This window comes from Novosphingobium rhizovicinum (genome assembly GCF_040813635.1).
Taxonomy (GTDB): Bacteria; Pseudomonadota; Alphaproteobacteria; order Sphingomonadales; family Sphingomonadaceae; genus Novosphingobium; species Novosphingobium rhizovicinum.
On the sequence record NZ_JBFNXR010000021.1, the window covers coordinates 373,319 to 391,018 of the forward strand.

Here is a 17,700-nt window from a genome sequence, read left to right on the forward strand (position 1 = left end):
AAGGGGGATTTGCGCGGTCGCGAAAGCGCCGCGCTGCAGCCATGCTCTTGCACATCATCGCCAGGGGGAAAATCGCTCGCTCGCCCGAGGCAGAACTGCTGGACCGGTACGCCAAGCGGCTGACGTGGCCGTTCCGTCACACCGAGCTGCCTGACAGCGGGGGGCGCATGCCGCCGCCTGTGCAGACGCCTTGCCGGCAGGTTCTGCTGGACGAGCGCGGGCGCACGATGTCCTCAGAAGCGTTTGCAGAGCTGTTGGGCCGTTGGCGCGACGATGGGGTGAGGGAAACGCGTTTTCTCATTGGCGCTGCCGATGGCCACGGCGATGAAGCGCGCGCTGAGGCGGACCTTCTGCTTTGCTTCGGCACCATGACCTGGCCTCACCTGCTCGTCCGCGCGATGTTGGCCGAGCAGCTCTGGCGGGCGACCAGCATTCTTGCCGGCCATCCTTATCACCGCTCTGGATGATGATCCGCCGCATCGTTCCCTTGGTTATCGGCGCGAGTGGCGTGCTGATGGCTGTCTTTGGAGCTGCCGTCGCGCAGGACGCGCCGGTGCTGTTTGAGGCCGACGCGGCAACCACGCAGCGCGAGAGGGCGGTTGCTCTAGCAAACGGCGCGGCGGCGCGTCAGCGCGCCGAGAAGCTGGAGGCGCAAGCTCGCACGATCACGCAGCAGGCTGAGCGGACGGCGCGCGAAGCCGCGGCACTTGCCGCCCGGGTGCAGGAAACTGAAGCGGCGCTTGCTGCGCAAGAGGCGCAGTTGAAGCTGATCGCCTCGGCACGGGACGATCTGCGCGCTCGTATGGCCGAACGCGAAGCGCCTCTCGCGCGGTTAACGGCTTCCCTGCAGCGCCTTTCCCGCCGGCCGCCTGTGCTTGCGCTTCTGCGTCCCGGTTCGGTGCAGGATCTGGTTTACATGCGGGCCATGCTCGAAACACTGTTGCCGGAGGTGGAGCGCCAGACCGCCGATCTGCGGTCCGAGATCGCCAAGGCACAGGCTTTGGAGCAGTCTGCACGCGCTGCGACGTCTCAGCTTCGCACGATGGAACAGCAACTCAGTTACAAGCGGCGGCAGCTTGCCGCGGTTGAGGCACGCCAAAGGCTCGCCAGCCGCGAGGCGAGCGGCATTGCCAGTCGCGAAGCGGAGCGGGCGCTCGCACTGGCGGAACATGCGCGCGATCTGGGGGATCTGGTGCAGGAGATCGGGCGCCAAGGCGAGTTGCGCGATGCACTGGCACGTCTTCCCGGACCCCTCATGCGCCCTGCACGGCCTGAGGATTCACGTGTGGTCGAGGCGGAGAGCTTCACGGCCCCTCCTGAAGGGCTGCCTATCTGGATCATGCCTTTGAACGGGCGGTTGCTGACGGGATTCGGGGAAGTTGCTTCGGGCCAGGCCCGCTCTCGAGGGCTGGTGCTGGCGCCGTCTGCGAACGCGCAGGCGGTCGTGCCGGCGCCCGGCCGGATTGCCTATGCAGGGCGCTATCGCGGGTATGGCCAGATCGTGATCATTGAGCACCCAGGTGGCTGGGCGTCGCTGGTCACGGGACTGGCACGTCTGGATGTCAGCGTGGGCGAGCAGGTCGTTGCCGGCTCTCCTCTTGGTGTGGCAGGGCCTGGGTCACCGCAAATTGGCGTGGAACTTCGGCGGGATGGGGAACCTGTTAATCCCCTGCAATACTTGCGTACGCTATGATCTGTTCCGATCTTAACTCTGCCCGGTGAGCCACTGGCCATCGGGAGCGTTGGGGTTTAGACTTGGAATTGTTCATCGCGAGGGTTCCCCACGCCCTCCGGAAGAAGAGTAGGCTCTATCGCCTTGATGAAATTCGCACCTCTCGTCCGCGCCTCCCTGCTTGTCAGCGCTGTGGCGCTTTTGCCTGCAGCAACAGCGGGGCTTGCCGCTGTCGACGCGCGAAGCGGACCGCAGTTCGGCAAGCTTCTTGCCATCTACCAGCTCGTCAAGGACAACTACGTTGACGAGGTAGACGACAGCAAGCTGCTGAAGGGCGCGATCGACGGCATGCTGGCCAGCCTCGATCCGCACTCCACATATCTGGACGGTGCCTCGCTGCAGCGCATCGAGACGATGATCGACGGCAACTATACGGGGCTTGGCATCTCCGTCGTTCAGGAAGACGGCGCCGTAAAGGTCGTCTCTCCGTTCAAGGGCAGCCCTGCCGAGAAGGCGGGCATCAAGGCGGGCGACTTCATCACCCATCTGGATGGTGTGCTCTACTTCGAGCGTGACCTTGATGAGGCCGTGGCGAAGATGCGCGGACCCGAGGGAAGCTCTATCCGCCTCACTCTGTTCCGCCCCGGCCGCGACGAGCCTTTCGATGTCACTGTCACGCGCGGCGTCATCGAACTGGAACCTGTCACCCATGAACTCCGAGGCGATGTCGGGGTGGTGTCGGTCAACGAGTTCTCACGGAACGTGGGTCGCGACGTGAACAGCGCGATCGTGCAGTTGAAGCAGCAGGTAGCCAAGACTCCTGCGGGCAAGCTGGCCGGTGTCGTTCTGGATCTGCGGTCAAACCCGGGCGGGTCGCTGGATGAAGCGGTGGCACTGTCCGACTTGTTCCTGGAGAAGGGCGATATCGTGTCGCAGCGTGGCCGTGTCGCGGGCGAGAACCAGTTCTACCGTGCGGAATCGGTGTACCGGGGAGACGTGCTCAAGGGCTTGCCGATGATCGTTCTGATTGACGCCGGCAGCGCCTCGGCGTCCGAAATCGTCGCGGGCGCCCTGCAGGATCAACACCGCGCCGTGGTCATGGGTGAGCGCAGCTTCGGCAAGGGCAGCGTTCAGTCGCTGATCGGGCTTGACCGCAACAGCGCGGTGAAGCTCACCACCGCGCGCTACTTCACGCCTGCTGGCCATTCGGTGCAGGAGGGCGGGATCGATCCTGACATTCGCGTGCCGCAGCTTTCTGACCCCGATGCCAAGGCTCGGGCAGAGCGGGCGGTCCGAGAGTCCGATCTGCGCGGCCATCTGATCAACGAAGCGGCTCTCGATGATAAGGAACTGGAGACCGACAAGCAGGATGATCCCCGCTTCTCGCTCACGGCTGAGGAATTGAAGAAGCAAGGCATCAAGGACTTCCAGCTGCACTATGCGATCCAGACGTTGGACCGTGCAGCCGGGCGCCCCGCACTGGCGCGCAAGAACTAAGCGCTGTGCGGAGGACCGGTAGCGAGCCGCTGCGTGCTGCGCGACTGCTTGCACTGCTGGCGCCGGCGGTTCTGCTCGCCGGGGCCTATATCGGCCAGTATGCCTTTGGCCTGTTCCCTTGCGAGATGTGCTGGTGGCAGCGTTATCCGCACTTCGTGGCTCTCGCGCTGGCGGTGCTCTCCTTCGTGCTACCCTCACGAGTGTTGGTGGTGCTCGCGGGAGTCGCCATCGCTGCCTCGGGTGCGATTGGTGCCTTCCACGCCGGGGTTGAGTATGGCTGGTGGGAAGGCGTGACGGCCTGCACCGCAAGCCCGCTCAGCGCCGGGGGCGACCCGCTTGCGGCCATTCTCGCAGCTCCTGTGGTGCGCTGTGATGTTGCGCCCTGGTCGCTGTTCGGGATCTCTTTGGCCGGCTGGAACTTTCTCTTCTCGTGCGCTGCGGCGCTGGCAATCTTCATTCTTCTTGGGCGTGGCAGGAAAATCACATGACCGTAGCGGGCGGCGAGCAGAACAATCGGTCGGAACGCATGCTGCGCGTGGATCAGGCAGGCGAGTACGGCGCGACCCGGATCTACGCGGGTCAGATTGCTGTCATGGGCAACCGTGCGCCTGGCGCTGCCGAGATTGCCGGAATGGCCATGCAGGAGGCGGCGCATCGGGAGGTCTTCGATGCGATGCTGATCGAGCGTGGGGTGCGGCCGACGGCGCTCCAGCCGGTCTGGTCTGCGGCAGGCTTTGCGCTCGGCGCTGCGACGGCGCTGCTCGGTCCAGAGGCTGCCATGGCGTGCACGGCAGCCGTCGAGACAGAGATCGAACGGCATTACACCAAGCAGCTTGAAGAGCTCGGGGACGACGATCCAGAGCTTTCCGAGCACATCCGCACGTTCCGCGATGATGAGCGCGCGCACCACGCCGCCGCCATTGCAAGCGGTGCTGAGCGGGCTCCAGCTTACCCCCTGCTCTCGGGAGCGATACGCATGGGCTGTCGGCTGGCCATTCGCCTCTCCGAGCGCATCTGAGAGCCTGTGACGCCCGGGCTTCAGCTATCATTCAAGCCCCGTGCCCCCTATATGGCGAGCAAGGCACACCGCTCGGCCGACTGGAGCTAGAAACATGTTGCGCATTCTGACCGCCGCCGCTCTTCCAGCCGCCATTGTCGCGGCCGGATTGGCGTTCCCCGCAATCGCCCAGACAGATGCGGCAGCAACTGGCGGCGAACGGGTGAACCAGGTCATCGTCTATGGTGACGATGAGTGTCCCGTCTCGAGCGGTGACGAGATTACGGTTTGCGCGCGCAAGCCCGAGTCAGAGCGGTATCGCATTCCGGAGCCGCTTCGCGGTGTGGATCGTCCGCAGGCCGATGCTTGGACCAACCGGGTCATGGCCTATGAGACGGTTGGCCGCCAAGGCATCATGAGCTGTTCGCCCGTGGGGGCCGGAGGTTTCACCGGTTGTACGCAGCAGCTGATCCGCCAGGCCGCGGCAGAGCGGGCGAACGGCACCGATGTTCGCTTCAGTGAGCTGATCCAGGCCGAGAGGGAGCGGCGCCTGAGCACGATCGACGAAACTGCCGCGGATGAGCAGGTGCGCGTCGAGGCTGAGGAGCGCGCCTACGAAGCTCGCCAGCGAGCCAAGGAAGCGGCCGCTCAGACCAACTCGGCCGGACAGGAAGCGGTGCCGCAGGGAGAGTGACCCACCTGCGGCGCAACCGTCCGATCAGGCGCGACCGATCCTGAGGAAACGCTCCTCCCGTTGGGCGATCAACTGATCGGCCGGGCGTGAAGCCAGAAGGTCGAGTTCCTCGCTAATGGCGGTGCCAAGCGACTGCGCCGTGGTGGCCGCATCGCGATGGGCGCCGCCGAGGGGTTCTGGCACGATGCGATCGATAACCCCGAGTGTCAGCAGGTCCTGCGCCGTCACCTTCATGGCTTCCGCAGCCTCTGGCGCCTTTTCGGACGTCCGCCACAGGATCGAGGAAGCGCCTTCTGGAGAGATGACGGAATAGACGGCGTGTTCCAGCATCAGCACGCGTTCTGCGCTTGCCAGTGCCACCGCGCCGCCGGAACCGCCTTCGCCGACGATCGCTGCCACCATCGGGACGCGCAAGGAAAGGCATGCCTCGGTGCTGCGGGCAATCGCCTCCGACTGTCCGCGTTCCTCGGCTTCCACGCCTGGGAAAGCGCCGGCAGTGTCTACCAGCGTTACCACTGGGAGGCCGAACTTGCTCGCCATCTCCATAAGGCGCACGGCCTTGCGATAGCCTTCGGGCTTGCCCATGCCGAAGTTGTGCTTCAGCCGGCTGGCCGTGTCATGGCCCTTCTCATGCCCGATCAGCATGACCTTGCGCCCCTTCAGCCGGGCGGGTCCGCCAAGGATCGCGTGATCCTCGCCAAAACGCCGATCACCGCCAAGCGGCATGAAGTCGTCAAACATCAGCCGGACATAATCGACGAAGTGGGGGCGCTGCGGATGTCGTGCGACTTGTGTCTTCTGCCAAGGCGAGAGTTTGCCGTACGTGCTCCTGAGCAGCGCGGTGCTTTTCTTCTCGAGCTTGTCGATCTCGGGCGCGAGGTCCAGCTGGCCAGTCTCTGCCGTGGCCCGGAGCTCCGCAATGCGGGCCTCGAGTTCGGCGACAGGCTTCTCAAAGTCGAGGAACGAGATCACGCTGAACGCTCCGCCAGCCACTCTTCGAGCCACTTGATCGTATAGTCGCCCGAAGCGAAGTCCGGCTCCTCCATCAGCGCTTGATGAAGCGGAATCGAGGTTTTCACACCCTCGATCACCATCTCCTCCAGCGCGCGCTTCAGGCGCATGATGCACCCTTCGCGAGTGCGGCCAGACACGATCAGCTTGGCGATCATCGAGTCATAGTAAGGCGGCACGCGGTAGCCAGCGTAGAGGCCCGAATCGACGCGGACGTTCAGACCTCCGGCAGCGTGGTAGTGCTCGACCTTTCCCGGCGAGGGTGCGAAAGTCCACGCATCCTCGGCGTTGATGCGGCATTCGATGGCATGTCCGCGAAACTGCACTTCCTCCTGCCGGAAGGAGAGGGGATGTCCCTCGGCCACGCGGATCTGCTCGCGCACGAGGTCGATGCCGGTGATCGCTTCGGTGACAGGATGCTCGACCTGCAGGCGAGTGTTCATCTCGATGAAGTAGAACTCGCCCGCTTCCCACAGGAACTCGATGGTTCCGGCGCCGCGATAAGCCATGTCGGCCATGGCCTTGGCCACGATGCCGCCCATCCGGTCGCGCTCTTCGGCAGAGATGACCGGTGATGGCGCTTCCTCCAGCACCTTCTGGTGGCGGCGCTGGAGCGAGCAATCGCGCTCTCCCAAGTGGATGGCATGTCCGTTGCCGTCGCCGAAGATCTGGAACTCGATATGCCTCGGATTGCCGAGGTACTTCTCCATGTAGACCGTGGCATCGCCGAACGCGGCCTTCGCCTCGGAGCGAGCCTGCCCCATCTGACTCTCGAGCTCATCAGCGTTCTGCACGACCTTCATGCCGCGCCCCCCACCGCCCGAGGCAGCTTTGATCAGCACCGGATAGCCGATCTGCTCTGCCAGCACTTTGGCTTCAGCCACGTCCTCGATCGCGCCGTCCGAACCGGGCACGAGCGGCAAGCCCAAGGCGCCGGCAGTACGCTTGGCCGCCACCTTGTCGCCCATGGTGCGGATATGCTCGGGCTTGGGGCCGACCCAGGTCAGCCCATGCGCCTCGACGATCTCAGCAAACTGGGCGTTCTCCGAAAGGAAGCCGTAGCCGGGATGGATCGCATCGGCCTGGGTGATCTCGGCGGCAGCGATGATCGCCGCGACGTTGAGGTAGCTGTCCTTCGCGGCCGGCGGGCCGATGCAGACCGCGTGGTCCGCAAGGCGCACGTGCATCGCTTCGGCATCGGCGGTCGAGTGTACCGCAACCGTCTCGATGCCCATCTCGCGTGCGGCACGATGGATGCGCAGGGCGATCTCGCCACGATTGGCGATCAAGAGGCGCTTAATGGGTCCGGTATTCCTAGACATGCCTTACGCGATCACCATGAGAGGCTGGTCGTATTCAACGGGCTGTCCGTTCTCGACCAGCACCGACTGGACTGTGCCGGACTTCGGAGCGGTGATCTGGTTCATCACCTTCATGGCCTCAACGATCAGCAGGACGTCCCCTGCCTTGACCGTCTGCCCCACGCTGACGAAGGGCGCGGCGCTCGGCTCTGCGGCCAGGTAGGCGGTGCCCACCATTGGTGACTTCACGGCATCAATCGCCGCAGCAGCAGGAATCTCGGCGGGAGCGGCGGGAGGAGCAGCCGCCGGTGCCGTGGGGACGGCCTGTGGGGCGACGGTTGCGACCACGGGCGCGGCCTGCCGCACGACGCGGATCTTGCGCTCTCCGTCCTCTACTTCGATCTCGGTAAGGCCAGTCGCAGCCAGCAGTTCGGCCAGTTCGCGTACCAGCGCGCTATCGATTTTCACGCTACGTCCTTTCGGGTGAGATAATCGAGCAGTCGGGCGAGCGTTGCCCGTAGCTCATGACGCGACACGACCTGATCGACCATGCCGTGTTCGCTAAGGTATTCAGCCCGCTGAAAGCCCTCGGGCAGCTTTTCTCTGATGGTGTCGCGGATCACGCGCTGACCGGCGAAACCAATGAGCGCGCCGGGTTCTGCAAGATGCACGTCCCCCAGCATCGCGTAGCTGGCCGTGACGCCGCCCGTGGTGGGATCGGTGAGGACGACGATGTAGGGCAGTCCGGCGCGCGCGAGCCGACGCAGCGCAACGGTGGTCTTGGGCATCTGCATCAGCGAGAGAATGCCCTCCTGCATGCGCGCTCCGCCTGCGGCGGTGCACATGACGAGCCCGCACCCACGCTCAAGCGCACGTTCCGCGGCCTGCACGAATGCCTCGCCCACGGCCATGCCCATTGATCCACCCATGAAGGCGAAGTCCTGCACTCCCAGCACCAACGGTTGCCCAGCGATGGTGCCTTCGGCAGCGGTGAGCGCTTCCGGGTGGCGATTGGCGGTGCGAGCGGCCTTGAGGCGATCGGAGTATTTCTTGCTGTCGCGGAAGTTCAGCGGGTTCTCTGGAACGCTGACGCCTGGCAAGACCGCGAAACCGGGGTCAAGCAGTTGGTTGAAGCGGGCATCCGCGCCGATGCGACCATGATGTCCGCAGCGCGGGCATACGGAAAGATTATCCTCCCACGCGCGGGTGAAGACCATCTCCTGGCAGCCCGGACACTTGGTCCACAAATTGTCTGGCGTGTCGCGCTTACCCAGCGTCGCCAGAGAGTTGCGTACCTTGGTAATCCAGCTCATCAGTCTGCCATCGTAGGACCATGCAGCAGGATTGGCCCGGCTGCTTGCGGGCGGACCCCATAGGCCCATCGCCCCCGCGATGCAAACCCCCTCGGGCGATGGCGTCTCGATGAGTTCGCGCAGTACTGCCCAATCTATCCAGCGGGCGAGCCCGGAGCATTTTCAAGAAGGCCGTTCAGGGCCACGGGCGCGAAAATTCGGCGCCGACAATCTGGAGCATCGCCGCTCGAGGTGACATGCTCTCGACGTTCAGGCGGGCCGAGGTGAACTCACAACAGATGCGCTAGGCCGCTGAAAGGATGCCATCGCGCCCCTGCCGCTTGACCTCGTAAAGAGCTGTGTCAGCGGCATCATACAACTCCTCGCGGGTCATGCCCGGCTTCCGCTCCGCAATGCCGCAGCTGAGGGATGCAAAGATCCTGATGCCGTCTTCGTTAAAGACCGGTGAGCGCTTGAGAGAGGCCATCATCCGTTCGCAGATGATGCGGGCGGCCACGATGTCGCAATTGAAGAATACCGCGAACTCGTCACCGCCCAGGCGACCCACGGCGTCACTGCTCCGCACGTTCTCGTTCAGGCGTGTAGCGATGCCGGCAAGTACGCGGTCTCCAACGGAATGGCCGAACGTGTCGTTGATGGACTTGAAGCGGTCAACGTCGATCAGGGCGAGCGTCAGGTGCCTGGACGGATCGCTGAAGGCCCCGCTGGTATAATTCCTGAGACCTCTGCGATTCAGCAATCCTGTCAGGTCGTCTATTTCCGCTGCCCTCGCAATGGTATCCTCGCGGGTTTTGTGGGCCGAGATGTCTCTCAGTGTGACCACAACACCGCTACGATGGTCGTCGTTCGGGACGATATTGCAAAGGGCTTCGATTGTTCTTTCCGGCGCGTGCACGGCTCTGAACTCCACTCGATGGGGCACATTGCTCTGTTTTGCCGCGTTTTCGATGATGTACTGGAGTTCCGGGCTCGTATGCTCGGCCACCTGCTCGACGGTGAGGCCCACGAACTCACGAGGGCCGATTCCGGTACAGTCCATGAGGCGACCGTCCGCCCATTTGCACAAGCCCGAAGCGTCAAAGCTGAGAATTCCGTCGGGCGAGTGCTTGAGGATCTGCTGCAGCGCCTTCCTGTGCTCGGCAAGCTGGGCAAGCGCTTCCGCGCGGGACGCTACGGTGGCTGCAACGGGCAAGGTCACGCACAGGATCACGCCAAGATAGAGCTGGAAATAGAAGGCATCGACAACCGGGCCATGCCGCATCAGCATCAGCGGCCCCAGCTGGAGGTATCCGGCCGCAGCACCTACTACGGCGATGATGCAGATGCCGGCCATTGTTCCCAAGCGGCCCAGCCTGAAAGCGAGCAGCAGGAGAGAGGCAAGAGGAAGGAACTCGAGCGGCAGCAGCGACTGCCGGAACACCAGCCCCACTACGGCGGTGTGGGCGAGCAGGAGGAGGACGGCCTCCCAGCGATCCGAGCGAGGCTTGGCATGGAACCAGCGTACGTAGCTGCCATCCAGAACCGCCTGAAGCAAAGGAGTGCCAATCAGCAGACCCAACGCGTTGCTGCTGAACCAGAGCAGGAACGATCCGGCAAAAGGCTGACCGTAGTTCACCAAGGATACAGCGGACCCCAACGTCGCCCCCAAAGCAGGCGCAAGGTAGCCAGCAACAAGCAGGAACCGCGTGCTGGTCCCTGTGTCCTCAAGAAGGTTCCGTCCGCGGAGCGTCCGGTCGAGGAGGGCCCCAGCGAGCAGCGTCTGTGCCATGTTGATGGCGCCGTAGAGGACGATTCCCACGATCCAGCCGCGCGTGATGCCGTTTGCCGCCAGATTGCCCAACCATCCGGCCACCAGGATGACTGACCACAGCCGCCGAGGGCTGTTGAGGAGCAATGCCAGGATAAGCGCATCTGCCGGCCATACAGTCGCGTGACTTCTTCCGTCGCTTGTCCAGGCTATGACCGGGGTTGCCAGCAGCAGGTACCCTCCTGCCGCAGTGGCAGCCGTGCGAGTCACCCGCGCACGATCCTCAAACATGGCTTTTGTTAGGCTTCTTATCATAGGAGCCCACTGGTCGAAGATGGTTAACGACTCCTTAGGCTTGCACCAAAGGGCTATGCGCAGTCAGCAGGACGGCTACCACGCGAAAAGGGCCCGCGGTTGCCCGCGAGCCCTTCTGCGATCCAGAGATCGGTAAACGCTTAGCGCTTCGAGAACTGGAAGCTACGGCGAGCCTTGGCGCGGCCGTACTTCTTACGCTCGACGACGCGCGGGTCACGAGTGAGGAAGCCAGCAGCCTTGACCGTGCTGCGCAGTGCAGGCTCAAACTTGCTGAGCGCCTGGGCAATGCCGTGCTTCACGGCGCCAGCCTGACCGGAGAGACCACCACCCTTGACGGTGGCGACGATGTCGTACTGGTCGACACGATCGGTGATCTGGAAGGTCTGCGCGATCACCAGACGAAGCGTCGGACGTGCGAAGTACACTTCCTGATCGCGGCCGTTGACGGTGATCTTGCCGCTGCCAGGCTTGAGCCAAACGCGAGCCACGGCGTCCTTGCGGCGGCCGGTTGCATAGGCGCGGCCCTGAGCGTCGATTTCCTGCTCACGGATCGGCGCGGCAGGGCCGGTGCGGATCACAGGTGCTTCGACTTCGGCGCCCTCTGTGGCAAGCGGCGCGTCGGCGGTGAGGTCCTTGAGGTCGGACAGGCTCTGGACGGTATCGGTGTCGGACATTTACGCGCCCACCTTGTTCTTGCGGTTCATGGAAGCGACGTCGAGCGGCTGAGGCTGAGTGCCCGCGTGCGGGTGCTCGGTGCCGGCATAGACGTGCAGCGCGCGCATCTGGTCACGGCCAAGCGGGCCGCGTGGAACCATGCGCTCAACAGCCTTTTCCAGCACGCGCTCGGGGAAGCGGCCGGCGAGAACCTTGTCTGCGGTCACTTCCTTGATGCCACCGGCATAGCCGGTATGCTTGTAATAGGTCTGCTGCTTCAGCTTGTTGCCGGTGAAGCGAACCTTCTCCGCGTTGATGACGACGACATGGTCGCCGCAATCGACGTGCGGGGTGTAGCTCGGCTTGTGCTTGCCGCGCAGCAGGTCTGCGATGACGACGGCAAGGCGGCCAACCACCAGACCTTCGGCATCGATCAGATGCCAGTTCTTTTCTACCTCGGCCGGCTTGATCGACCGGGTGACCTTCGTGAGCGCCTTCATGGCTGGTCTTCCCTTGTTTCTGTTCGCGCCATGGGCTCGATGCAACGAGTCTCACCACAGCGCGGGAAGGTGGCCCATTCGTTCGAATCCGCCTGAAAGTCAAGCAGCGCGCCGCTTTGCGAAGAGGTAAAATAATACCGCTCGCTCTTTAGCGGCCAAGCTGAGCCAGCCACTCCAGTGTGCCGGGCGCCGCCGCGTCCGCCAGCCACCCGAGTACGGCAGGCTCTTCGTACGGATGCAGCTCTGCCACGCGTGCAACCACGCGCGAAAGGCAGTCGGCATTGGTCTTGAGCAGAACGCCTGCTTCGTTTGCGCTGCTTACCTCACCGTTCCAGATGAAGCGGCTGCGCATTCCCGGCAGCACGTTTCCGCACGCGATCAGGCCCTCCTGCAATAGCGCATCTATGACAGCCAGCGCCGCATCGGGATCGGGGAACGGGCACCAGACGAGCGCCGGGGCCGGCTGACCCGTCATACCCGCCGTCCAAGAGCATGAGCGCCCCAAATGGCGGCGCACAGGGTGAGAGCGCCAACGAGTTGATGCGCAACCGCTATCCAAAGGTTGACGCCCGACCAGACCGTGAAAATGCCAAGGATGATCTGCGTTCCGAAGGCGGCATGGATCGCGACAGAGATCCTGCGTTTACGGCGCCGGACCTTGCGAGCCATGACAACAAGAACGAGCACCACGGTCCAGGCCCACCAGCGGTGAAGGTAATGGACGAGATAGGGATCGCTCAGCAGCGCGTGCCGCACGCCGAGGGACCAGTCCACGCCCTCAGGATAGAAGCTGCCTTGCATCAGCGGCCAGGCATCCCAGTTCCACCAGCCAGCGCCCGCGACGTACCCTGCGCGCAAGCCGGCAAGGAGAGCGCCGTAAAAGAGCTGGATTACCAGCACGAGGAGCGTGCCTATGCCCAGGCCCGTAAACCGTGCGCGCGGGGCGCCGCGCTTCAGGGCCAAAAGGTCGAGCGCTGTCCACACGAGGCCTGCCAAGGTCGCAAACGCTGTCAGCAGGTGAGCCGCAAGACGGAAGTGACTGACCTTGACGTCGTTCACGATACCGGATGTGACCATCCACCAGCCGATCGTTCCCTGCAAACCACCGAGTGCGAGTAGAGCAAGAAGGCGCGGCTTATAGCCGAGGGGTATCGTTCCGCGCAGCCAGAACCAGGCCAGCGGCAATGCAAAGGCGAGGCCGATGACCCGCGCGATCAATCTGTGAATCCATTCCCAGAAGTAGATGAACTTGTACGTGGCCAGCGTCATGCCCGCTGGCCCGTTGATCTGCGTGTACTGGGGGGTTTGTTGGTACGCTGCGAACTCGGCCTGCCACTGCGCCTCGCTGAGCGGCGGGATCGCGCCAGTGACCGGCTTCCATTCGACGATGGAAACGCCGGACTCGGTGAGCCGTGTCACGCCGCCCACAACGATGATCGCCAGCACAAGCAGCGCCACGAAAAGCAGCCAGCGAACCATGGGAAGGATATCGTCGGTGGTGCCGATAATCGGCCGTCCGTCAGGAACTCTCATGGCGCACGTCACTGCTCTTTCGCCTTGCGTTGTGCAAGGGGCGGTGCGGCAATGAGGCACGGCGCGGAACCCTTTTCGCCGGAGTGGGTTGTAGAATGATACAACGTCACATATGTGAGGCTGCATGCGGCAGGCGCTAACATCGATTCGTGACCGGATGGACGGGGTGGGCGTCTTGCTCTCGGGCTTGTGCGCCGTCCATTGCATTCTGGGCCTCATGCTGGTGGGGATTCTCGGAGTAGGCGGCCAGTTTCTGCTGGCACCAGAGATCCATCGCTTTGGTCTGGCCTTGGCAGTAGTCATCGGCTTTGTTTCAATCGGCCTCGGTGTTCTGCGCCACGGCCGTCTGGAGCCACTTGTGCTCGGGGTCGTGGGCCTCTCCTTCATGGCTGCCGGTCTCGTGGTTGAGCACGGACTGCCGGAGGCGATCGTGACCATATTGGGCGTGGCGTTGGTTGCGCTCGCGCACATCCGGAACTTGCACAAGTCGGTCTGAGCGTTATCTCGCGCAGACATGACCGCACAACTTCAGCTCACCGTAAACGGCGAAGCCCGGCGTACCGCACCCGGTGCCAGCATTGCCGATCTTGTCGCCAGCCTGGAACTCGACCCCAAGAAGGTCGCAGTGGAGCGCAACGGCACGATCGTGCCGCGTTCCACGTTGGCCGATGTGCAACTCACCGATGGGGACACGCTGGAGATCGTGCACTTCGTGGGAGGCGGTGATGTTCCGCCGGCTGCCGAGGATACCTGGACAGTAGCGGGACGTACGTTCCGCTCTCGCCTGATTGTCGGCACGGGCAAGTACAAGGACTTTGCTCAGAACGCAGCCGCTGTCGAGGCGAGCGGGGCTGAGATCGTTACCGTGGCGGTGCGCCGGGTCAACGTGTCGGATCCCAAAGCGCCGATGCTGACCGACTTCATCGATCCGAAACGAATCACCTATCTGCCCAACACGGCTGGCTGCTTCAATGCAGAGGAGGCGATCCGCACGCTGCGCCTCGCGCGTGAAGCGGGCGGCTGGGACCTGGTCAAGCTTGAGGTCCTGGGCGAAGCGCGCACGCTCTACCCCGACATGCGTGAGACGCTGAAGGCCACAGAAGTTCTTGCTGCCGAAGGTTTCCTGCCGATGGTCTACTGCGTGGATGATCCCATCGCAGCCAAGCAGCTTGAAGACGCGGGCGCTGTGGCTGTAATGCCCCTTGGCGCCCCGATCGGCTCAGGTCTTGGGATCCAGAACCGTGTCACCATCCGGCTGATTGTCGAGGGTGCCAAGGTTCCGGTTCTGGTTGATGCGGGCGTCGGCACAGCGTCCGATGCCGCCGTGGCAATGGAACTGGGCTGTGATGGCGTGTTGATGAACACCGCGATCGCCGAGGCCCGGGATCCTCTGAGAATGGCGCGGGCGATGCGCTTGGCGGTCGAAGGCGGGCGGGAGGCCTACCGGGCAGGCCGTATGGCTACCCGCAAGTATGCCGATCCCTCCAGTCCGTTAGCGGGACTGATCTGAACCCCAGCGAGCCTCCGGCGTTTTCCGCCGGAAGTCAGCGGACAGGAGGTCAACGGGCCGGAAGTCAGCGCGGCTGACTGGCCCGCTCGTCCTCATGGCGTATGTCCTCACGCACTCTCTTTGCGCTCTCCTGCGAAGCGCGGTCGAGTTCACGCCCGCGATTCCGGTACTGAACCGTCGCGTAAATCAGCGCCAGGCCCAGGATGATGGGGCCGCCTATAATGACGAATGCCCAAAGCCAGTCCATTCTCCGTCTCCGTTTGCCGGGGGTTCACTTAAGAAAACGGCGGCGAGCGTAATCGTTCCGCCAATTCGCAGGCTCGGTTTCGCGGGGGGCGGGCGCATCAACGCGGATGCGCTGCACGCATTATCACGCGCGGGATGGTTAAGCGCTTCGTAAGGTCCTTATGATCAACTCAAGCTCACACGAGGGGGTGCTTGTCGGCCTCCTCGGCCATGAGCACGGGGCACGGGCATGAGCTACGTCGATACTGCAAGCCTGACGATCGGTGAACTGCGTGAGTTCGCCGGCTTCTCGTCCTGCGAGCAGCGCTACATCAAACGCAGCCTGGATGTCGGCCTCGGCCGTCAGGATGCGGTCAAGCTGTGGAGCAGGGATGCCGACGAAGCTGCCTCCATCCGCCGCCAGTATGTAGCCTATCAGGAGGTGAAGGGGCTGCGGACGTCACGCCCGGACATCAATGGTTTCGAAGGGCTGTCCGAGTATTTCGGCGGGCTCGTCGAGTTGACGGCGTTCGATTTGTCAGAAGGGCGGATCGCGTGCTTTTCGGCTTACCGGTTCTTATACGAACGATTGCTTGGCGCCGAAGCGCGACCTTGGCTGCCGCCAGCGTTCTGCGGCGCCGCCGCTTTACCTCAGATCGACCCTGAACGCCGCAAGGTGTTATTGCGCTCGATCAGTGAGGCCGCCGCCATGGCGCCGGGCTGGTCGGCTCGCGAACCGGTCTTCTTCCCGGAATGGGTAGAGAAAGAAGCGGCCTGATCATTCGCTCAGAGGTCGGCATCCGGAACGCGCGAGTCAGAGCATTTTCGAGTTGATCGTTTAGGGCCAATGGCTCGGAAAATGCGGCATCGAAGATCGAGAGCGTCTCCGCTCATAGTGGAAACGCTCTAGCCGCCGTACAGAGCGGCAAGGCGATCGCCATACCGCTCCTTGATCTTGTGGCGCCGTATCTTGAGGCTGGGGGTCATCTCCTCGTTTTCAATGGCAAAAGGTTCGTCAGCGAGAGCAAAGCGGCGAACCTTCTCGATGACGGACAGTTCGGCATTCACGCGGTCCACGGCAGCGCGAATGGCTGCGTGAAAGGCCGGATCGTCTTGCAGGCCTTCCAGCCCCCCCGGCATGCCGCGAGCCTGCGCCCAAGCGTCGGCCCACTCGCTGTCCGGCACGATCAAGCCGACGATGTACGGGCGCCGGTCGCCCGCAACCATCGCCTGCCCAATCTCCGGCTGCAGGGTCAGCATCGATTCGACCTTCTGCGGTGAGACGTTGTCGCCCTTGTCGTTGACGATCATGTCCTTCTTGCGATCCGTGATGCGGATGCGGCCCTTCGCGTCGAACTCTCCGATATCGCCGGTGTGGAGCCACCCTTGCTGGAGCACGGCCTCGCTGGCTGCCGGATTTTCCCAGTAGCCTTGCATCACGAGTTCGCCGCGGACCAGGATCTCGCCATCGTCTGCAATCCGCACCGTGACGCCCGGAAGCGGAGGGCCGACAGTTTCCATCGCAATGCCTGCGCCGGGCCGATTGCAGCTGATGACCGGTCCTGCCTCTGTCTGGCCGTAGCCCTGCAGCAGCGTAATGCCGATAGCCTGGAAGAAGCCGCCGATCTCCGGATTCAGCGGCGCCCCCCCGGAGACGAGCGCCTTCAGTCGACCGCCGAACTTGGCGCGGATCTTCGGGCGTAGTGTCGGTGCCAGGATCAGGTCCAAGGCTGGATCGGTGGCAGAGCGACGACCGGACGCGCGTCTGTTCGCAAGCCCTACCGCCCGGCCCATCAACCAGCTCGCGGCACCGCCCTGCTTCTGCGCCTGCTTGACGATACGCGTACGCAGCACTTCGAAAAGCCGAGGTACCACGACCATGATCGTAGGCCTTGTTTCCTCGATGTTCGCGGCCAGCTTCTCAAGACTCTCGGCGTAGTAGATCTGGCCCCCCAGGCCGATTGGCACATACTGCCCCGCCGTGTGCTCGTAGGCATGGCTGAGGGGGAGGAAAGAGAGAAACGCTTCGTCTTCGTCCCAGCCGAAGTCTTCGGCGATAACGGTGACAGTCCCTGCGATATTCGTCAGGATCATCCCGTGGTGCTGGCGCACGCCTCGCGGAGCGCCGCCCGTGCCACTCGTGTAGATGATGCAGGCCAGATCGGCACGCGTAATTCCCGCTATGCGCGCGTCCACGGCAGAGCGCGCGGCGGATGCATCCCCTTCCAGGAGTGGAGACCAATCGTGCACTTGAAAGCCGCCCTGGCCGGCACGCAGGGATTCCATCGTGATGATGTGTTCGCAACAGTCGCTCTTCACCACGGCTGGCAGCAGGGCGCTGGCAAGCTTCGGGTTAGAGACAATCGCGGCGCGCGCGCCCGAGTTCTGCAGCACGTGAAGGTGATCGCGCGCGGTGTTCGTGGTGTACGCCGGCACCGTTACGCATCCCGCCGCCATGATGGCGAGATCGGCGATGCACCACTCAGGCCGGTTTTCGGAGACGATGGCCACCCGGTCGCCCTGCTTCAAACCGATGGCGCGCAGGTGCTCGGCCAGAATGCAAACACGGCGCGCCGCTTCCTGCCAGCTGATCGCGACCCAATGGCCCTCCGGCTTGGTCCACAAGAAGGGCTTGCTGCCCAGCGCATCGGCGCGCCGTAGGAACAAGGAGACGAGGTTGGGAGCCTCGGCAAAGTCGCTTAGTTGCATCGTGACAACCCCTGCATCCTCT

At 63.6% G+C, this 17,700-nt stretch carries 20 protein-coding genes; 9 read left to right on the forward strand and 11 right to left on the reverse strand.

The window, feature by feature from the left end:
- The first annotated feature begins 41 nt into the window (after positions 1-41).
- The 6 genes from ABUH87_RS06550 to ABUH87_RS06575 all read left to right on the forward strand — a co-directional run bounded on the left by ABUH87_RS06550 (position 42) and on the right by ABUH87_RS06575 (position 4,860).
- Complete coding sequence (locus ABUH87_RS06550) at positions 42-467, forward strand: 23S rRNA (pseudouridine(1915)-N(3))-methyltransferase RlmH (protein ID WP_367771468.1); 426 nt, start codon at positions 42-44, stop codon at positions 465-467.
- Positions 468-514: 47 nt separating this feature from the next.
- The gene (locus ABUH87_RS06555) at positions 515-1,693 is read left to right on the forward strand and encodes a murein hydrolase activator EnvC family protein (protein WP_367771471.1); all 1,179 of its coding nucleotides are present in this window, start codon (positions 515-517) and stop codon (positions 1,691-1,693) included.
- 126 nt (positions 1,694-1,819) lie between these two features.
- Positions 1,820-3,169 carry a S41 family peptidase gene (locus ABUH87_RS06560; RefSeq protein WP_367771474.1) on the forward strand — a complete coding sequence of 450 codons (1,350 nt, stop codon included), beginning with the start codon at positions 1,820-1,822 and terminating at the stop codon, positions 3,167-3,169.
- Between the two features lie 5 nt (positions 3,170-3,174).
- Positions 3,175-3,657 carry a disulfide bond formation protein B gene (locus ABUH87_RS06565; RefSeq protein ID WP_367771477.1) on the forward strand — a complete coding sequence of 161 codons (483 nt, stop codon included), beginning with the start codon at positions 3,175-3,177 and terminating at the stop codon, positions 3,655-3,657.
- Entirely contained in the window at positions 3,654-4,187 is a 534-nt protein-coding gene (locus ABUH87_RS06570; protein ID WP_367771480.1) for a demethoxyubiquinone hydroxylase family protein, read from the forward strand. Before ABUH87_RS06565 ends, ABUH87_RS06570 begins: the two co-directional genes overlap by 4 nt.
- Before the next feature lie 94 nt (positions 4,188-4,281).
- Positions 4,282-4,860, forward strand: coding sequence for a hypothetical protein (locus tag ABUH87_RS06575; RefSeq protein ID WP_367771483.1), 579 nt, complete (start codon positions 4,282-4,284; stop codon positions 4,858-4,860).
- A 24-nt stretch (positions 4,861-4,884) separates the two neighbouring features.
- Here the strand turns inward: ABUH87_RS06575 and ABUH87_RS06580 are convergent, their stop codons facing one another.
- The 9 genes from ABUH87_RS06580 to ABUH87_RS06620 all read right to left on the reverse strand — a co-directional run bounded on the left by ABUH87_RS06580 (position 4,885) and on the right by ABUH87_RS06620 (position 13,234).
- Positions 4,885-5,832 (reverse strand): acetyl-CoA carboxylase carboxyltransferase subunit alpha, encoded by a 948-nt coding sequence (locus ABUH87_RS06580; RefSeq protein ID WP_367772168.1) that lies wholly within the window; start codon positions 5,830-5,832, stop codon positions 4,885-4,887.
- Positions 5,829-7,193: an acetyl-CoA carboxylase biotin carboxylase subunit gene (gene accC, locus ABUH87_RS06585; RefSeq protein WP_367771486.1), complete on the reverse strand. Its 1,365-nt coding sequence runs from the start codon at positions 7,191-7,193 to the stop codon at positions 5,829-5,831. Before accC ends, ABUH87_RS06580 begins: the two co-directional genes overlap by 4 nt.
- Positions 7,194-7,196: 3 nt before the next feature.
- Positions 7,197-7,640 carry an acetyl-CoA carboxylase biotin carboxyl carrier protein gene (accB, locus tag ABUH87_RS06590; protein ID WP_367771489.1) on the reverse strand — a complete coding sequence of 148 codons (444 nt, stop codon included), beginning with the start codon at positions 7,638-7,640 and terminating at the stop codon, positions 7,197-7,199.
- A complete protein-coding gene (accD, locus tag ABUH87_RS06595; protein ID WP_367771494.1) occupies positions 7,637-8,485 on the reverse strand; it encodes an acetyl-CoA carboxylase, carboxyltransferase subunit beta in 849 nt (282 codons plus the stop codon). The genes accB and accD overlap by 4 nt, the downstream gene beginning before the upstream one ends.
- Positions 8,486-8,768: 283 nt before the next feature.
- Positions 8,769-10,502 carry a sensor domain-containing diguanylate cyclase gene (locus tag ABUH87_RS06600; RefSeq protein WP_367771497.1) on the reverse strand — a complete coding sequence of 578 codons (1,734 nt, stop codon included), beginning with the start codon at positions 10,500-10,502 and terminating at the stop codon, positions 8,769-8,771.
- A 185-nt stretch (positions 10,503-10,687) separates the two neighbouring features.
- Positions 10,688-11,221: a 30S ribosomal protein S9 gene (rpsI, locus tag ABUH87_RS06605; protein ID WP_367771500.1), complete on the reverse strand. Its 534-nt coding sequence runs from the start codon at positions 11,219-11,221 to the stop codon at positions 10,688-10,690.
- On the reverse strand, positions 11,222-11,701 hold the full coding sequence (gene rplM / locus ABUH87_RS06610; RefSeq protein WP_367771503.1) for a 50S ribosomal protein L13: 480 nt from the start codon (positions 11,699-11,701) through the stop codon (positions 11,222-11,224).
- Positions 11,702-11,849: 148 nt separating this feature from the next.
- Positions 11,850-12,176, reverse strand: coding sequence for a divalent-cation tolerance protein CutA (gene cutA / locus ABUH87_RS06615; protein WP_367771506.1), 327 nt, complete (start codon positions 12,174-12,176; stop codon positions 11,850-11,852).
- Positions 12,173-13,234: a COX15/CtaA family protein gene (locus tag ABUH87_RS06620; RefSeq protein ID WP_367771509.1), complete on the reverse strand. Its 1,062-nt coding sequence runs from the start codon at positions 13,232-13,234 to the stop codon at positions 12,173-12,175. Before ABUH87_RS06620 ends, cutA begins: the two co-directional genes overlap by 4 nt.
- A 124-nt stretch (positions 13,235-13,358) precedes the next feature.
- On the opposite strand from ABUH87_RS06620, the gene ABUH87_RS06625 reads away from it, so the two are divergent.
- Positions 13,359-13,730 carry a MerC domain-containing protein gene (locus ABUH87_RS06625; protein WP_367771512.1) on the forward strand — a complete coding sequence of 124 codons (372 nt, stop codon included), beginning with the start codon at positions 13,359-13,361 and terminating at the stop codon, positions 13,728-13,730.
- Positions 13,731-13,748: 18 nt separating this feature from the next.
- On the forward strand, positions 13,749-14,744 hold the full coding sequence (gene thiS, locus ABUH87_RS06630) for a sulfur carrier protein ThiS (RefSeq protein ID WP_367771515.1): 996 nt from the start codon (positions 13,749-13,751) through the stop codon (positions 14,742-14,744).
- A 64-nt stretch (positions 14,745-14,808) separates the two neighbouring features.
- Here the strand turns inward: thiS and ABUH87_RS06635 are convergent, their stop codons facing one another.
- Entirely contained in the window at positions 14,809-14,991 is a 183-nt protein-coding gene (locus ABUH87_RS06635; RefSeq protein ID WP_367771518.1) for a hypothetical protein, read from the reverse strand.
- Between the two features lie 228 nt (positions 14,992-15,219).
- On the opposite strand from ABUH87_RS06635, the gene ABUH87_RS06640 reads away from it, so the two are divergent.
- Positions 15,220-15,747, forward strand: coding sequence for a hypothetical protein (locus ABUH87_RS06640; RefSeq protein ID WP_367771521.1), 528 nt, complete (start codon positions 15,220-15,222; stop codon positions 15,745-15,747).
- 128 nt (positions 15,748-15,875) lie between these two features.
- Here the strand turns inward: ABUH87_RS06640 and ABUH87_RS06645 are convergent, their stop codons facing one another.
- Positions 15,876-17,678 carry an AMP-dependent synthetase/ligase gene (locus ABUH87_RS06645; RefSeq protein ID WP_367772170.1) on the reverse strand — a complete coding sequence of 601 codons (1,803 nt, stop codon included), beginning with the start codon at positions 17,676-17,678 and terminating at the stop codon, positions 15,876-15,878.
- Between the last annotated feature and the right edge of the window lie 22 nt (positions 17,679-17,700).